At 66.6% G+C, this 15,417-nt stretch carries 14 protein-coding genes; 8 read left to right on the top strand and 6 right to left on the bottom strand.

Going from position 1 to position 15,417, the window contains the following annotated elements; translation table 11 throughout:
* Positions 1 to 3 precede the first annotated feature (3 nt).
* The 3 genes from ACCQ04_RS13870 to ACCQ04_RS13880 are packed head-to-tail and all read left to right on the top strand — an operon-like array spanning position 4 to position 3,219.
* Positions 4 to 1,287 (top strand): EAL domain-containing response regulator, encoded by a 1,284-nt coding sequence (locus ACCQ04_RS13870; protein WP_039519918.1) that lies wholly within the window; start codon positions 4 to 6, stop codon positions 1,285 to 1,287.
* 1 nt (position 1,288) lies between these two features.
* On the top strand, positions 1,289 to 2,095 hold the full coding sequence (locus tag ACCQ04_RS13875; RefSeq protein ID WP_016904063.1) for a CheR family methyltransferase: 807 nt from the start codon (positions 1,289 to 1,291) through the stop codon (positions 2,093 to 2,095).
* Complete coding sequence (locus ACCQ04_RS13880; RefSeq protein WP_026064711.1) at positions 2,092 to 3,219, top strand: protein-glutamate methylesterase/protein-glutamine glutaminase; 1,128 nt, start codon at positions 2,092 to 2,094, stop codon at positions 3,217 to 3,219. The genes ACCQ04_RS13875 and ACCQ04_RS13880 overlap by 4 nt, the downstream gene beginning before the upstream one ends.
* Before the next feature lie 25 nt (positions 3,220 to 3,244).
* Here ACCQ04_RS13880 and ACCQ04_RS13885 read toward each other — a convergent pair whose 3' ends face one another.
* The 4 genes from ACCQ04_RS13885 to gpmA all read right to left on the bottom strand — a co-directional run bounded on the left by ACCQ04_RS13885 (position 3,245) and on the right by gpmA (position 8,540).
* Positions 3,245 to 4,807 carry a phospholipase D family protein gene (locus ACCQ04_RS13885; RefSeq protein ID WP_104609052.1) on the bottom strand — a complete coding sequence of 521 codons (1,563 nt, stop codon included), beginning with the start codon at positions 4,805 to 4,807 and terminating at the stop codon, positions 3,245 to 3,247.
* Between the two features lie 151 nt (positions 4,808 to 4,958).
* Positions 4,959 to 7,058, bottom strand: a complete 2,100-nt coding sequence (locus tag ACCQ04_RS13890) for a M13 family metallopeptidase (RefSeq protein ID WP_226427218.1) — start codon at positions 7,056 to 7,058, stop codon at positions 4,959 to 4,961.
* A gap of 249 nt (positions 7,059 to 7,307) precedes the next feature.
* Entirely contained in the window at positions 7,308 to 7,625 is a 318-nt protein-coding gene (locus tag ACCQ04_RS13895; protein ID WP_226427219.1) for a hypothetical protein, read from the bottom strand.
* 165 nt (positions 7,626 to 7,790) lie between these two features.
* Entirely contained in the window at positions 7,791 to 8,540 is a 750-nt protein-coding gene (gpmA, locus tag ACCQ04_RS13900) for a 2,3-diphosphoglycerate-dependent phosphoglycerate mutase (RefSeq protein WP_016904068.1), read from the bottom strand.
* Between the two features lie 103 nt (positions 8,541 to 8,643).
* On the opposite strand from gpmA, the gene nfi reads away from it, so the two are divergent.
* The 3 genes from nfi (at position 8,644) to ACCQ04_RS13915 (ending at position 11,385) form a co-directional block, all read left to right on the top strand.
* Complete coding sequence (gene nfi, locus ACCQ04_RS13905; RefSeq protein ID WP_226427220.1) at positions 8,644 to 9,357, top strand: deoxyribonuclease V; 714 nt, start codon at positions 8,644 to 8,646, stop codon at positions 9,355 to 9,357.
* A gap of 424 nt (positions 9,358 to 9,781) precedes the next feature.
* Positions 9,782 to 10,672, top strand: coding sequence for a pirin family protein (locus ACCQ04_RS13910; protein WP_104553971.1), 891 nt, complete (start codon positions 9,782 to 9,784; stop codon positions 10,670 to 10,672).
* 251 nt (positions 10,673 to 10,923) lie between these two features.
* A complete protein-coding gene (locus ACCQ04_RS13915; RefSeq protein ID WP_054592994.1) occupies positions 10,924 to 11,385 on the top strand; it encodes a hypothetical protein in 462 nt (153 codons plus the stop codon).
* A gap of 91 nt (positions 11,386 to 11,476) precedes the next feature.
* On the opposite strand, the gene ACCQ04_RS13920 is transcribed toward ACCQ04_RS13915, so the two are convergent.
* A complete protein-coding gene (locus tag ACCQ04_RS13920) occupies positions 11,477 to 11,908 on the bottom strand; it encodes an OsmC family protein (protein WP_226427221.1) in 432 nt (143 codons plus the stop codon).
* Positions 11,909 to 11,942: 34 nt separating this feature from the next.
* Positions 11,943 to 12,800 carry a pirin family protein gene (locus ACCQ04_RS13925; protein ID WP_184613420.1) on the bottom strand — a complete coding sequence of 286 codons (858 nt, stop codon included), beginning with the start codon at positions 12,798 to 12,800 and terminating at the stop codon, positions 11,943 to 11,945.
* 229 nt (positions 12,801 to 13,029) lie between these two features.
* Between ACCQ04_RS13925 and ACCQ04_RS13930 the strand changes: the two genes are divergently transcribed.
* Complete coding sequence (locus ACCQ04_RS13930) at positions 13,030 to 15,102, top strand: carbon starvation CstA family protein (protein ID WP_226427222.1); 2,073 nt, start codon at positions 13,030 to 13,032, stop codon at positions 15,100 to 15,102.
* Positions 15,102 to 15,326, top strand: coding sequence for a YbdD/YjiX family protein (locus ACCQ04_RS13935; protein ID WP_016904074.1), 225 nt, complete (start codon positions 15,102 to 15,104; stop codon positions 15,324 to 15,326). Before ACCQ04_RS13930 ends, ACCQ04_RS13935 begins: the two co-directional genes overlap by 1 nt.
* Positions 15,327 to 15,417: the final 91 nt, after the last annotated feature.

Genomic DNA, 15,417 nt, shown 5'->3' on the forward strand with positions numbered 1-15,417 from the left:
CCCATGCGCCCCACCCTTCTCTCCTGCAGCTGCGCGCTGGACGGCCCCGTGTTGGTCGTCGACGACAGCGTGGTCCAGCGCGAACACGCGATGGCGCTGTGCCGCCAGCTCGGCGCCGTCGCGGTCGATGGCGCGGTCGACGGCCACGCCGCGCTGGCCTGGCTGGGCAGTGCGATTTCACCATCGCTGCTGCTGATCGATCTGGAAATGCCGGGCATGGACGGCGTGCAGCTGCTCGATGCGCTGGCACGCGGCAAGTACAGCGTGCCGGTGGTGGTGGTCTCGCAGCGCGGCGGCGCCCTGATCGATGCAGTGATGCAGCTCAGCCGCAGTGCCGGCGTGCGCGTGCTCGGCGGCATCGAAAAGCCGATGCATCTGCAGGACCTGGCCAATGTGCTGGAGTGCGAACCGGGGCTGGCCACGAACGCGCCTGCGTTTGCACAGCCGGCGATATCGCCGCTGATGTCCAGCGGTGGCGCGGCGGCATCGCGGCTGGACCGGGCCATGCGCCGCGGCGAAATCCGCGTGGCCTACCAACCCAAGCTCGATCTCAGGGATGGCCGCCTGCGCGGTGTGGAAGCACTCGCGCGCTGGCGCCGCCCGCAAGGCGACATGATCGGGCCGGAGCGCTTCATTCCGCTGGCCGAACGCGAAGGCCTGATCCATGCCTTGACCCAGCAGGTGATCGACCTGGCGGTTGCGCAGCTGGTGGACTGGCGCGCAGAAGGCTTCGAGCTGAGCCTGGCCTTGAACCTGTCGCCCAACCTGCTCAGTGAGCAGGGCTTTCTCGAACAGCTATGCGGCAAGCTGAGCGACAACGGCCTGAGCCCTGCCGATCTGGTGCTGGAACTCACCGAAAGCGCCATCGTCGAGCCAGCCAATGCCCTGAGCATGCTGGCGCGCCTGCGCCTGCATGGTTTCGGCCTGTCGATCGACGACTACGGCACGGGGTTTTCCTCGCTGCAGCGCCTGGCCAGCATTCCCTTCACCGAACTCAAGCTCGATCGCAGCTTCGTGCATGCCGCCCATCGCAGCCGCAGCCAGCGCACCGTACTCGAATCCACGCTGGAACTGGCGCACCGGCTCGACCTCACCGCCGTGGCCGAAGGGGTGGAAACCCCGGACGACTGGCGCCTGCTGCGCGAGCTGGGCTGCGACCTGGCGCAAGGCTACCTGATGGGCTCGCCGATGCCCGGGCCGATGCTGTCGGAATGGTGGCGCGAACACGCCGTGCGCATCGCCCGCCTGTGCGGCAACGCACTGCCCAGCGATGCGGATGTCGCCTGACATGAGCACGGCCACCGCCATCACCGAACAGGAATTCGGCCGCTTCCAGCGCTTCATCTTCGAAGCGGCCGGCATCAGCATTTCCTCGGGCAAGAAGGCCATGTTGTGCGGCCGCCTGGGCAAGCGCCTGCGCGAACACCAGTTCAGCAATTACACGCAGTACCTGCAATTGCTGGAAAGCCGCCAGGACCGCGCCGAGATCCAGACCGCGATCGATCTGCTGACCACCAACGAGACCTACTTCTTCCGCGAGCCCAAGCACTTCGAGTTGCTGCGCAAGCTGGCCGGCGAACATCGCGGCGGCCTGCCGTTCCGCTGCTGGAGCGCGGCCAGCTCCAGCGGCGAAGAGGCCTACAGCATGGCGATGGTGCTGGACGACGCCTTGCAGGGGCGGCCGTTCGAAGTAGTCGGCAGCGACATCAGCACCCGCGTGCTGGCCAAGGCGCGCACCGGGCACTACGCGCTGCAACGTATCGACGGCATTCCGCAGGCGTATCTGAAGCGCTATTGCCTGCGTGGTCAGGGCGAGTACGACGGCACCTTGCTGGTGGAGCGCCGCCTGCGCGACCGGGTCAAGTTCGTGCATGCCAACCTCAACACGGCCCTGCCGATGCTGGGCAGCTTCGATGCGATCTTCCTGCGCAATGTGATGATCTATTTCAACGGCCAGACCAAGCGCGAGGTCATCCTGCGCGTGCTGTCCAACCTCAAGTCGGGCGGATATTTCTGCATCGGTCATTCGGAAAGCCTGAGCGAACTCGACATCGATCTGGTCCAGGTGGCACCCTCGATCTTCCGCAAGGCCTGAGCCAAGGATCCGCCGTGTCGATAGCCCTCAACCGCCCTGCCGCCAGCCCCAGTCCCATCAAGGCCATGGTCGTCGACGACTCGGCGGTGGTGCGCCAGGTGCTGGTGGGCGTACTCAACGACGCGGCCGACATCGAGGTCATCGCCACCGCGGCCGACCCGTTGCTGGCGATCGAGAAGATGCGCAAGCAATGGCCGGACGTGATCGTGCTGGATGTGGAAATGCCGCGCATGGACGGCATCACCTTCCTGCGCAAGATCATGAGCGAGCGCCCCACCCCGGTGGTGATCTGTTCGACGCTCACCGAAAAAGGCGCACGCGTCACCATGGACGCCCTAGCCGCCGGTGCGGTGGCCGTGGTGACCAAGCCGCGACTGGGGCTCAAGCAGTTCCTCACCGACTCGGCCGAGGAACTGGTCAATACGGTGCGCAGCGCCGCACGCGCCAACGTCAAACGGCTGGCCGCGCGGGTTGCCGCAGCGCCGCTGGAAGCGGAGGTCAAGCACACCGCCGATGTGATCCTGCCGGCGCAAAGCGGGCGCGCGCTGGCGCAGACCACCGAGCGCATCGTCGCCATCGGCACCTCCACCGGCGGTACCCAGGCGCTGGAAGAAGTGCTGACCGCCTTGCCGCGCGTCTGCCCCGGCATCGTGATCGTGCAGCACATGCCGGAGAAATTCACCGCCGCCTTCGCCGCGCGCCTCAACGGCCTGTGCCAGATCGCAGTGAAGGAAGCGGCCAACAACGACCGGGTGATGCCGGGCCGCGCACTGATCGCGCCCGGTGGCAAGCATCTGCTGCTGCGCCGCAGTGGCGCGCAATACTTTGTCGAAGTGATGGAAGGCCCGCCGGTCAACCGGCATCGGCCGTCGGTGGATGTGCTGTTCCGCTCGGCCGCACGTGCGGCCGGCAGCAATGCGCTGGGCATCATCATGACCGGCATGGGCGACGACGGCGCCGCCGGGCTGCTGGAAATGCGTCAGGCCGGCGCGCGCACGGTGGCGCAGGACGAGCACACCAGCATCGTATTCGGCATGCCCAAGGAAGCGATCAAACGCGGCGGCGCCGACCGCATCCTGCCGCTGGGCGCGATGGCGCGCGAGATCGTGACACAGCTGCAGTAGCGCGCTGCACGCGCGCGCCGCGGAACTACAACTGCGACTCCAGCGGCAACCAGCCCATCACCGTCGCCGCGCCACGCCGCCACACACTGGCTGCCGGCTCCTGCGACCACACCTCGGGCGGTTGCGCCGCATCGTCGTGCCAGCGCAACTCGCCCTGCTCCAGGGTCACGCGGTAACTCACCGGCGCACCGATCTTGCGGTTGTAGACCTGTTCCAGTTGCGCGGCCACTGCGCGATCGTCGAACAGCAGGCCCATCTCGGTATTGAGGTTCATCGAGCGCGGATCCAGATTGAACGAGCCGATGAAGCCGCTGCTGTCGTCCACCACGAAAGCCTTGGTGTGCAGGCTGGCCCCGCTGGACCCGAACAGGCTGCCGTCCGGCTTGCCCATCGGCTTGAGCTCGTACAGGCGCACGCCCTGGGTGAGCAAGGGCACGCGGTAACCGGCGTAACCGCTGTGGACGGCAACCACGTCGTTTGCCGCCAGCGAATTGGTCAACACGCTGACGCGCACATTGCGCCGGCGCAACTGGCCGATCCAGCGCATGCCTTCCTCGCCCGGCACGAAGTACGGCGAGATCACCTTCAGCTCGCGCTGCGCACGCGCCATCTCGCCGATCAGGATTGGCGTCATCCAGTCCGCCTGCGGTGGTGCGCCTTCGGCCTTTTCCGGCGGGTCGGAGACGATGCGCGCCTGCTCCAGCCAGTGCACCTGGCGCTGGCCCTGCGTCAGGGCCTGCACGCTCGGCGACTGGCGCAGCCGCTCCACGTAGGGATGCGCGCGTGCCGATGCCAGGCCGGCGTCCAGACTGCCGCGCAACGCATCCAGTGCCTGCGGCCGTGCGGTCACCAGCGCGTCCAGCGGCAAGGCATTGGGGCTGTTCCAGTACGCATCGAAGACCTGCTCGGCCTGGCCCACGGCCGGCCCCATCAATGCCGCATCCATGTCCATGAAGTTGGTGTCGCGCGCCGCATCGAAATACTCGTCGCCGACATTGCGGCCACCCACCACCGCCATCCGGCCATCGGCAATCCAGGCCTTGTTGTGCATGCGCCGATTGATGCTGAACATGCGCAGCACCATCTCCACGCCGCGCATCAGCGTGCCTTCGCGCGCACGGGTGGGATTGAACAGCCGGATCTCGATCAGCGGGTGGCTGTCCAGCGCCGCCAGCACCGAATCGCTGCCGTGGATGTTCATGTCGTCCAGCAGCAGGCGCACGCGCACGCCGCGATCGGCCGCATGCAGCAGCTCGTTGTGCAGCAGGTTGCCGGTGAAGTCCGCATGCCAGATGTAGTACTGCAGATCCAGGCTGCGCCCGGCCGCACGCGCGGTGAGCGCGCGCACTGCAAACGCGTCGACATTGTCGGGCAGGATCACCATGCCGGTCTGGCCGGCATGTGCCTGCTGCAGCGGCGCGACGACCCGATCGATCGGCGTGGCGATCGCCGTGGCAGGCAGCGCATGGCTCACCGCACCGCGTTGACGATCGGCAAAGCGCCCGTATCCGTACAACGACAGCACGCTGCCCAGCACCAGGATCAGCACACCGATCGCGATCGCCTTGAAGATCTTTCGCCTTGTCACTGCCGCTCCCCGCCGGTCGAAGCGCGGCAGTCTAGACGCTGCATAGGCAGCCCGATGTGCAGACGCAGCCGCAAGCAGGCTCTACAAAGCCGCTAAAACGCGGCAACTGCAGCACGCGCGGTCGCAACCGCACGTGCTGCAGTTGCGCCGATCACCAGATCGCAACGCGTTGCTTGTCCCCACGCACCATCGCATCGCCGGGCTTGCACTGGAATGCCTGCGCGAATGCCGGCATGTTCGACGGCGCGCCATTGGCGCGGAAATTGGCCGGCGCATGCGGATCGGTGTTCAGGCGCACGCGCAGTTCGCCGTCGGTGAAGTTGCGGCGCCACACCGTGGCCCAGTTCATGAAGAAGCGCTGGTCCTGGGTATAACCGTCGATGTCCTTGCCGGCGTCGGGCTGTTCCTGCAACGCCATCTGCAGCGCGTCGTAGGCCACGGTGAGCCCGCCCAGGTCGCCGATGTTCTCGCCCAGGGTCAGCTTGCCTTTGACATGTACGCCGGGAATCGCCTCATAGCCGTCGAACTGCGCCACCAGCTGATCGGTGCGCTGGGTGAACAGCTTGCGGTCCGCATCGGTCCACCAGGTATCGAAGTTGCCCTTGGCATCGAACTGGCTGCCCGAGTCGTCGTAGCCATGCATCATCTCGTGCCCGATCACCGCGCCGATACCGCCGTAGTTCAACGCCGGGTCGGCCTTGGGATCGAAGAATGGCGGCTGCAGGATCGCCGCCGGAAACACGATCTCGTTGCGCGTGGCGTTGTAGTACGCATTGACCGTCTGCGGGGTCATATGCCACTCGCGCTTGTCGACCGGCTTGCCGATCTTGTCCAGCATGTAGCGGTAGTTGAACGCCTGCGCGGCCTGCATGTTGGCCAGGAAGCCATCGCCACGGGTTTCCAGGCCCGACCAGTCGCGCCATTGGTCTGGGTAGCCGATCTTGGGCGTGAAGCTGGCCCACTTTTCCAGCGCGCGCTGCTTGGTTTCCGCGCTCATCCAGTCGAGTTTTTCCAGCCGCGCCTTGAGCGCCGCCGAGAGGTTCTGCACCAGTTGCTGCATCTGCTGCTTGGACTCGGCCGGGAACGCAGACTGCACGTACAACTGGCCCAGGGCCTCGCCCATCGCCTCGTTGACCGCGTTCAAGGTTCGCTTCCAGCGCGGCAGCATGTCCTGCTGGCCACGCAGCGTCTTGGCATAGAAATCGAAGTTGGCCTGCTCGAACGGTTTGGCCAAGTACGGCGCTGCCTCATCCACGCTGTGGAAACGCAGGTAGGCCTTCCAGGTATCCACCGGCGTGTCGGCCAGCATCGCATCGAGCTCGGCGAAGTAACCCGGCTGGCTCAGCGAGAAGGTCCCGGCCGGCACCTTGAGCGCGCTGAAGAACGCCTGCCAGTCGAAATGCGGGGTGACCGCATTGGCGCCGGCCACATCGACCGGGTTGTAGCGCTTGGCCGGGTCGCGCAGTTCGATGCGCGACAGCGAGGCATTGGCCAGGCGCGTTTCGAACGCCATCACCGCCTTGGCCTGGGTTGCCGCCTGCGCTGGCGCAACGCCGGACAATTCCAGCACGCGCGCGATGTAGGCCACGTACTGCTCACGGATCTTGGCCTGCGCCGGATCGGTGTAATAGCCCTTCTCCGGCAGCCCCAGACCGCCCTGGCCTGCGTAGGCGATCATCTGCTCGGAATTCTTGTAGTCGGCATTGGCGCCGAACGAGAACACGAAGCCCTGGCCCTTGGCATAGCTGTCGCGCAACCACGCGGCGATGGACGGCGCATCGGTCAGCGCATCGATCGCCTTCAGCTGCGGCTGCAGCGGCGTGATGCCGGCCTTGTCGATCGCCGCTTCGTCCGAGCCGGTGCGCCACAGGTCGGCGATCTTGGCATCCACCGAGCCGGCCGACAGGTTGCCGCGCGCCAGTTGCTCCACCAGCGCGTGCTGGATGGTCAGCGAACGCTCGGCCAGCACTTCGAAACTGCCCCAGCTGGTGCGGTCCGATGGCACCGGATTGGCCTTGAGCCACTTGGCGTTGACGAAGCCGTTGAGGTCCTGGCACGCGTTGATGGCCGGATCCAGATCGTTGATGCCGAAGGCCACGATCGGTGCATCGAGCTTGGACACATCCACCCTGGTCGGTGCGGCCGGCGTTGCGGCCGGTGCCGGCTTGGCGCTGTCGTCGGAACTGCCGCACGCCGCGAGCGTCACCGCGATGGCCACCGCAAGCGACAGTGGCGCGAATTTGCTCAACATCTTTCCATTCTCCAAGGCAGACGACCGCGTCGGACGCAGTCAAAAAAGTAGGCAATCAGCGCAGACACACCAACCACACCATCATCGCAACGGCACCGCAACGCCCTGACGTCCGGTGCCGCGCCTTATCGAAGAACGCACAACGACCGACAAGACACTGCCCGTCAGCTGGGCACGCGCGTGCCAGCGCCATCTACCGCCGCGGAAATCACCCAGCAGTCCAGCGCAGCAGCGCGCCATCGACTGCCATCATTTACGTGCATACACCGGCGCCATCAACAGATACACCGGATACGCCAGTGCCATCATCACCAGCGCGACCTCATGCCCGGACGCTGCCTCCGCCCAGGATTCCATCTGCCGCGACGGCCCCAGGAAACCGAACATCAGCAGCGCCACACCCATGACGCAGATCAGCAGCGCCACGCCGATCGCCGAGGCGGACACGCTGCCCCAGGCCAGCACCGCGAACGCAGCGCTGCCACCGGCCAACAGCAAACCCAACGTGACCAAATATGCGCGGCAGTAGGTGGCACTCATCTGTTGCCTATTACGCTTGCTGGACATCATGTCTCCCCTGCAAGAACACACGCATGCGGTCCTGCGGTACCCGTTCGATCCGCGAACAGGCGCCGCCTGCGTGTCAAACCCGCACGCCTCGTTCAAGCGCGCATTGCGAAACCCACGCCACGCTGCGCGCCATGCACGCAGCGCAGCCGGCGGATGCGGCGATTACTTCGCCTTGCCCTGGTTGGCCACCGCTTCGGCGGCACGCTTGGCCGCTTCCGGGTCGCCCAGATAGCGGAAGCTTTGCACCTGCAGGTTGTCGTCCAGCTCGAACAGCAACGGGATGCCGGTCGGGATGTTGAGCTCCAGGATCTGCTCGTTGGAGACATCGTTGAGGTATTTGTACAGCGCGCGCAGCGAGTTGCCGTGCGCGGTCACCAGCACGGTCTGCCCGGCCTTCAACTGCGGTGCGATCGCGTCGTGCCAGTACGGCAGCACGCGCACCAGCGTGGTCGCCAGCGACTCGGTACCCGGCAACGCATTGCGGTCCAGGGTGGCATAGCGGCGGTCGTGACACGGATGCCCCGGATCGTTGACGTCCATCGCCGGCGGCGGGATGTCGTAGGAACGGCGCCAGATCTTGACCTGTTCTTCGCCGTGCTTGGCTGCCGTCTCGGCCTTGTCCAGCCCCTGCAGGCCGCCGTAGTGGCGCTCGTTGAGGCGCCAGCTCTTGGACACCGGCAACCAGTCCTGGTCGAGTTCCTTCAACGCGCCCTGTAGCGTGTGGATGGCGCGCTTGAGCACCGAGGTGTGCGCCACATCGAACTGCAGGCCTTCGTCCTTCATCAGCTTGCCGGCCGCAGCGGCTTCCTGGCGGCCTTGCTCGGTGAGTTCCACATCCACCCAGCCGGTGAAACGGTTGTCCAGGTTCCATTGGCTCTGGCCATGGCGCAGCAGTACGAGTTTGCGGGTCACTACGGTTCTCCGATTGGGGGCCGATCAGCCTGCGATTGTAACGGCAGCCAGCGCATCGCAGGCGTGCACGACACCGCCACGCCCGGCGCGCGATGCTGCAGCCATGCAAACGATCGATCCCGTCTTTGCCGGTTGGGATGGCAGCGTCATCCAGGCGCGACAGTTGCAACAGCAACTGGCACACCGCGTGGTGCTGCAGGACCAGGCCGGCGCAACACCGCAGCTTCTCGCCGGCTTCGACGTCGGCTTCGAAGACGACGGCCAGACCACACGCGCAGCCGCGGTGCTGCTGGATGCAGACACGCTGCTGCCGCTGGAAACGCATGTCGCGCGCGTGCCCACCTCGATGCCCTACGTACCGGGGCTGCTCAGCTTTCGCGAGCTGCCGGCCTTGCTGCAGGCGCTGGCACTGCTCTCGCGCCCGCCCGATCTGGTCTTCATCGACGGCCAGGGCATCGCGCATCCGCGCAAGCTCGGCATCGCCGCGCACTTTGGCGTGGTGACCGGCTTGCCCAGCATCGGCGTGGCCAAGCAACGCCTGGCAGGCAGCTTCGTCGAGCCGGGACCCGAGTGCGGCGACCACAGCCCGATCCTGCTGGGCGGCACGCAGATCGGCTGGGCGTTGCGCAGCAAGCTGCGCTGCAATCCGCTGATCGTCTCGCCTGGCCATCGCGTCTCGATGCAGGGCGCGCTCGACTGGACGCTGCGTACCCTGCGCGCCTATCGCCTGCCCGAGCCCACGCGCCTGGCCGATCGGCTGGCCTCGCGGCGCGGCGAGATCGCCATGGACACCACGGCGCCCGCACAACTGTTCTAGCGCGCGACGGTCAATCGCGATCGACCTGCTGCGTGCCTGCAGCCGTCGTCCGCGACGAACGAGCTCGGCGCGCCCGCGCTGGCCGCCAGCGCGCCATGCAACGACGTTCCAACGCGCGGCATTCAGGCACGGCGCGCATCGGCGCTAGCGATACCGGCGCGAACTCTTTCGCAACCGAGCGGTGATGCTTGCTGCGACAAGGCACGTCATCGTCGCGAAAGATTTCATTCCTCCCATCAATGCAGCACATCGCTGCACGCGGCTCGACTGCCATCGCGCGGCATGCACCGCTCGCCCTTGAAAACACGTCGCCCGCCTCGTACGTGACACTGCCTCCGGGACGATCTGTCTTGGTGGAGCGCTCGCCCGGCCGCGTGCGCGCATGCAAAGCTGGCGACCACTCCAGCCACCGCGAGCCGCCGCCATGACCACCTTGATCGCTCCCCGCGTGCACGACATCGGCGGGCTGGAAGTCCGCCGCGCCGTGCCCACGCTGCAGGCGCGCAGCGTCGGCCCGTTCGTGTTCGTCGACCACATGGGCCCGGCGGTGCTGGAGCCGGATCACGGCATCGACGTGCGTCCGCATCCGCATATCGGCCTGGCCACGGTCACCTTCCTGTGGTCCGGCGAGATCGGCCACCGCGACACCTTGGGCTCGGACCAGGTGATCCGCCCCGGCGACGTCAACTGGATGACCGCCGGCCGCGGTATCGCCCACTCCGAGCGCACGCCCGGCCCCGAGCGCGCCCGCACGCATGCGCTGCACGGCATGCAGACCTGGATCGCACTGCCGCGCTCGGCCGAGGAAACCGCGCCCGCCTTCCATCACCACGCCGCCGCCAGCCTGCCGCAGCAACGCCGCGATGGCGTCTGGCTGCGCGTGATCGCCGGTCGTGCGTACGGCGAGGAATCGCCGGTGCAGGTGTTCAGCGGCACGCTCAATGTCGCGCTGGATCTGCAGCCGGACGCGGAGATCGACCTGGACACCGGCCATGCCGAACGTGCGCTCTACATCCTGGAAGGCGAGGCGCAGCTGGATGGCGCCGATGTGCCCGCGCGCCACCTGATCGTGCCCTCGCCCGGCAGCCGCGGGCGCCTGCGCGCCAGGACGCCGCTCAAGGCGATGCTGCTCGGCGGCGAGCCGCTGGATGGCCCGCGCCACTTGTGGTGGAACTTCGTCTCCAGCTCCAAGGAGCGCATCGAGCAGGCCAAGCACGACTGGCAGGCCGGTCGCTTCGGCAGCATTCCCGGCGACGACAAGGAATTCATTCCGCTGCCGGAAACCCCGGCCCCCAAACCGGTCAACTACCCCTGACCGCAGGCTGTCGCGCGAGCGCCGCGCAACCCACCCAGGTCTCGAAACGGAAGTGCCGGTGTGCACGACCGATTGCAGCCCAGTCTGCGAATTGCGCTTGAGCTTGCAGCCACACCTGTGGTAGTGATGTCCCCATAGGTTGGGGACAGGTTGCGTGCGGGCACAGCCGGGCGGGGAGCGCACGGGCTGATGCGGCGACACGCGCGACGACGCTGTCCCTGCGCAGACATCCAACGCCGGGGAACACTTGAATGAAGTCCGCATCCTGCCTTGTCGGCCTGAGCCTGTTGCTGGCCGCCGCCACCGTTCACGCCCAAACCTCACCGGTCTGCCCGCCGCTACCGCCAGCCTCCGGGCTGCAGTGGAGCGAGCTTGCAGGCGCGGACTATCTGGTCTGCAAGGCCATGACTGCCGACGGTCGCCAGGTGGTCGGGGTGATGCTGACCACCCGCGACCCGGCGATGACGCTGGCGCGCGACCGACGCGCGGAGAAAGGCCAGATCCAGCAGGAGGAGTTCTACTGGTACAAGCTCGACCTGGGCGGCCGCGAGCTGCCGGGCATGGAGTCGCGCCGCGTCACCGTGGTCGAGCTGGGCAAGAAGCGCTACGCGCAGCTATGGATCGACGGCGCCAACAGCGAGGAACTGGCCTCGATGCAGTCGCTGGTGCAGAACATGGACCTGCAGCCGGCCAGCCTGGCACTGCAGCGCTGAGGCAAGCGGTCGTGACGCGCCAGGGCCGGCTCGCCTGACGCGGTCTTTCAGGCGAGCCGGCGGAGCACCCGCATGCGGCTCGCCTGCGCTTTCAGACGTCCGCCGCCGCAGATGACGCGTCGCCGTCGCCCTGCAATGCCGTCTCGATCCGCACCTCGCCGGTGAGCAGGCGATGGATCGGGCACTTGTCGGCCACCTCCAGCAGGCGCGAACGCTGCGCATCGTCCAGCGTGCCTTCCAGCTCGACCTGCCGCGTGATCCGCGTGCCCGCAGCGCCGCGCTGGGTGTAATACAGATGCACATGCACCGCCGTCAACGGCCACTGCTTGCGCGCGGCCACCATCGACACCGTGATCGCGGTGCAGGCGCCCAGGGCGCCCAACACCTGCGACTCCGGATCCGGCCCGGCGTCGGCGCCGCCATTGGCCGGCTGGGTGTCGCCGCTCCAGCTATGCCGACCATCATGGATGCTCACGGTGTACGGCACCGCGCCGGTGCTGACACTGACAGGCCGGTCACTCATGCCGCTAATCCCGCGGTGGCTGCAGCGCGCCGGCTCAAAACCGGCCTTCCTGGAAATCGACGAAGGCCTGCATCAGTTCCTGCTTGGTGTTCATCACGAACGGGCCGTGCCGCATCACCGGCTCGTTGAGCGGGCGGCCCGCCACCAGGATCAGCTGCGCACCGTCTGCACCAGCCCGCAGCGTCAGGCGCTCGCCGCCACCGAGCACCGCCAGTTCCTGCGCCGGCAGCACACGCGCGGCATTGCCCTCGCCCACCGTCACCGCGCCTTCGAATGCGTAGGCAAACGCGTTGTGGCCGCTGGGCATTACATAGTCCCAGGCCGCATCCGGCGCCAATGCGATATCCAGGTACACCGGTTCGGTGGCCGGTTGCACGATCGGGCCACGCACCTCGCCCACCGCGCCGGCGATCACCTTGACCGTGACGCCAGGCGCCGGCTGGGCGACCGGAATACGTTCCGGGGCGTACTCCTGGTATTTGGGCTCGGTCATTTTGTCGCGCGCCGGCAGGTTCACCCACAGCTGGAAGCCGCGCATGCGCCCGGATTCCTGCTCGGGCATTTCCGAATGGATCAGCCCGCGCCCGGCGGTCATCCACTGCACGCTGCCCGGGGTCAGCAGCCCCTCGTTGCCGTGGTTGTCCTTGTGGCGCATGCGCCCGTCCAGCATGTAGGTCACCGTCTCGAAGCCGCGGTGCGGATGGCTGGGAAACCCGGCCAGATAGTCTTCGGCCTTGTCGGTGCCGAACTCGTCCAGCATCAGGAACGGGTCCAGGTCCGGCAGCTGCTGGGTGCCGATCACGCGGGTCAGCTTGACTCCGGCACCGTCGGAGGCGGGCATGCCACGGATGGTGCGCAGCACGTGCGCCGCTGCGGTGGTGGTGGTGCTCATCGACCTCTCCCTGCGTGAATGACTGGCCCGAATAATGGATGCAGCCGGCACGCCGCCCAACCGCGACCGGCGCAACCGATCGTTCCAAAACCCGCCGGCACCGCCGCGCGATCCGGCAGGCGGCGCCAAGACGCTCTACAACTAAAGTTTTACCCCGGCCCGGAACGGCGCCATTGACCCCGGGCGGGCAGAGGGTGACCCTTGGGTGAATCGTTCCTGAGGGGCATGCATGAAAGGGTTCTCGAAGCTGGCCTGGGGCGCGCTGGCGCTGCTGGCCGCGTTCTGTCTGGGCACCGTGGCGCTACGCCGCGGCGAACACATCAACGCGTTGTGGATCGTGGTGGCGGCGGTGTCGATCTATCTGATCGCCTACCGGTTCTACAGCCTGTTCATCGCCAACAAGGTGATGCAGCTGGACGTCACCCGCGCCACGCCCGCGGTGGCCAACAACGACGGCCTGGACTACGTGCCCACCAACAAGCATGTGCTGTTCGGCCATCATTTTGCCGCGATTGCCGGTGCCGGGCCCCTGGTCGGCCCGGTGCTTGCCGCACAGATGGGCTACCTGCCCGGCCTGCTGTGGCTGGTGGTCGGCGTGGTGTTCGCCGGCGCGGTGCAGGACTTCGTGGTGCTGTTCCTGTCCAGCCGCCGCAACGGCCGCTCGCTGGGCGATCTGGTGCGCGAGGAAATGGGCCAGGTGCCCGGCACCATCGCGCTGTTCGGCGCCTTCCTGATCATGATCATCATCCTGGCGGTGCTGGCGATGGTGGTGGTCAAGGCGCTGGCGGAAAGCCCGTGGGGCATGTTCACCGTCATCGCCACGATGCCGATCGCGCTGATGATGGGCGTGTACATGCGCTACATCCGGGTCGGCAAGATCGGCGAGATCTCGGTGGTCGGCCTGATCCTGCTGCTGGGCGCGATCTGGCTGGGCGGCAAGGTGGCGGCGGATCCGAGCTGGGGCCCGGCGTTCACCTTCACCGCCAAGCAGATCACCTGGATGCTGATCGGCTACGGCTTCGTCGCGTCGGTGTTGCCGGTATGGCTGCTGCTGGCGCCGCGCGATTACCTGTCCACCTTCCTCAAGATCGGCACGATCCTGGCGCTGGCGATCGGCATCCTGGTGGTCATGCCGGATTTGAAGATGCCGGCACTGACCCAGTTCGCTTCCACCGGCGACGGCCCGGTCTGGAAGGGCGGCATCTTCCCGTTCCTGTTCATCACCATCGCCTGCGGCGCGGTTTCCGGTTTCCATGCGCTGATTGCTTCGGGCACCACGCCCAAGCTGCTCGCCAATGAAGGCCACATGCGCTACATCGGCTACGGCGGCATGTTGATGGAATCTTTCGTGGCGGTGATGGCGCTGGTGGCCGCATCGATCATCGAGCCGGGCATCTACTTCGCCATGAACAGCCCCGCTTCGCTGGTCGGCAGCGACACGGTGGCGGTGGCGGCCAAGGTGTCCGAATGGGGCTTTGCGATCACGCCCGATGTGCTGGAAGCCACGGCACGCGACATCGGCGAGCACAGCATCCTGGCACGCGCCGGTGGTGCGCCCACCCTGGCGGTGGGCATTGCGCAGATCCTGCACCAGCTGCTGCCGGGCGAAGACACCATGGCATTCTGGTACCACTTCGCGATCCTGTTCGAAGCATTGTTCATCCTGACCGCCGTGGACGCCGGGACGCGTGCGGGCCGCTTCATGCTGCAGGACCTGCTGGGCAACTTCATCCCGGCGCTGAAGAAGACCGAATCGTGGGCGGCCAACATCATCGCCACCGCCGGTTGCGTGGCGTTGTGGGGCTACCTGCTGTACACCGGCGTGATCGATCCGTTCGGTGGCATCCAGACCCTGTGGCCGTTGTTCGGCATCTCCAACCAGATGCTGGCCGGGATCGCACTGATGCTGGGCACGGTGGTGCTGTTCAAGATGAAGCGCGACCGCTACGCCTGGGTCACCCTGGTGCCGGCGGTGTGGCTGCTGATCTGCACCACCTATGCGGGGCTGATCAAGATCTTCGACAGCAACCCGGCGCAGGGCTTCCTGGCGCAGGCGCACAAGTATCAGGACGCCATCGCCAGCAACACCATCACCGCGCCGGCCAAAACGGTGGCCCAGATGCAGCAGATCGTCACCAATGCCTACGTCAATACCGGGCTGACCGTGCTGTTCCTGTTCGTGGTGGGTTCGATCCTGATCTACGCGATCAAGACCATCGTGATTGCGCGCCGCAATCCGCAACGTAGCGACCGCGAAACCCCGTACGTGGCCTTGCAGCCACACCAGATGGCGGATCTGTAATGGGCACCCAACTCGTTCTCGCCAGCCAATACCAGGTGCATCGCCGCATCTGGCGGCGGCTGATCCAGACCGCACGCCTGTGCTGCGGCATTCCCGATTACGACAACTACGTGCGCCACATGCTGGAAAAACACCCCGACAAACCGGTGATGGACTACCCCACCTTCTTCCGCGAGCGCCAGGACGCGCGTTACGGCGGCAAGAGCGGTTTTCGCTGCTGCTGACCGGATGATCGGATAGGTGGCGAGTCGGAACGCAACAGGGCGCGATGCGAATCGCGCCCTGTTGCGTTGATGGCTTGGGGTTGGCGACAGG

This window comes from Xanthomonas sp. NCPPB 2866, assembly GCF_041475745.2.
Taxonomy (GTDB): Bacteria; Pseudomonadota; Gammaproteobacteria; order Xanthomonadales; family Xanthomonadaceae; genus Xanthomonas; species Xanthomonas arboricola.

Bases quoted from the DNA above. Each gene is read 5' to 3' on its own strand.
- ACCQ04_RS13870 (WP_039519918.1), top strand. From the start codon at position 4: ATGCGCCCCACCCTTCTCTCCTGCAGCTGCGCGCTGGACGGCCCCGTG.
- ACCQ04_RS13875 (WP_016904063.1), top strand. From the start codon at position 1,289: ATGAGCACGGCCACCGCCATCACCGAACAGGAATTCGGCCGCTTCCAG.
- ACCQ04_RS13890 (WP_226427218.1), bottom strand. From the start codon at position 7,058: ATGTTGAGCAAATTCGCGCCACTGTCGCTTGCGGTGGCCATCGCGGTG.
- ACCQ04_RS13895 (WP_226427219.1), bottom strand. From the start codon at position 7,625: ATGTCCAGCAAGCGTAATAGGCAACAGATGAGTGCCACCTACTGCCGC.
- nfi (WP_226427220.1), top strand. From the start codon at position 8,644: ATGCAAACGATCGATCCCGTCTTTGCCGGTTGGGATGGCAGCGTCATC.
- ACCQ04_RS13910 (WP_104553971.1), top strand. From the start codon at position 9,782: ATGACCACCTTGATCGCTCCCCGCGTGCACGACATCGGCGGGCTGGAA.
- ACCQ04_RS13915 (WP_054592994.1), top strand. From the start codon at position 10,924: ATGAAGTCCGCATCCTGCCTTGTCGGCCTGAGCCTGTTGCTGGCCGCC.
- ACCQ04_RS13920 (WP_226427221.1), bottom strand. From the start codon at position 11,908: ATGAGTGACCGGCCTGTCAGTGTCAGCACCGGCGCGGTGCCGTACACC.
- ACCQ04_RS13925 (WP_184613420.1), bottom strand. From the start codon at position 12,800: ATGAGCACCACCACCACCGCAGCGGCGCACGTGCTGCGCACCATCCGT.
- ACCQ04_RS13930 (WP_226427222.1), top strand. From the start codon at position 13,030: ATGAAAGGGTTCTCGAAGCTGGCCTGGGGCGCGCTGGCGCTGCTGGCC.
- ACCQ04_RS13935 (WP_016904074.1), top strand. From the start codon at position 15,102: ATGGGCACCCAACTCGTTCTCGCCAGCCAATACCAGGTGCATCGCCGC.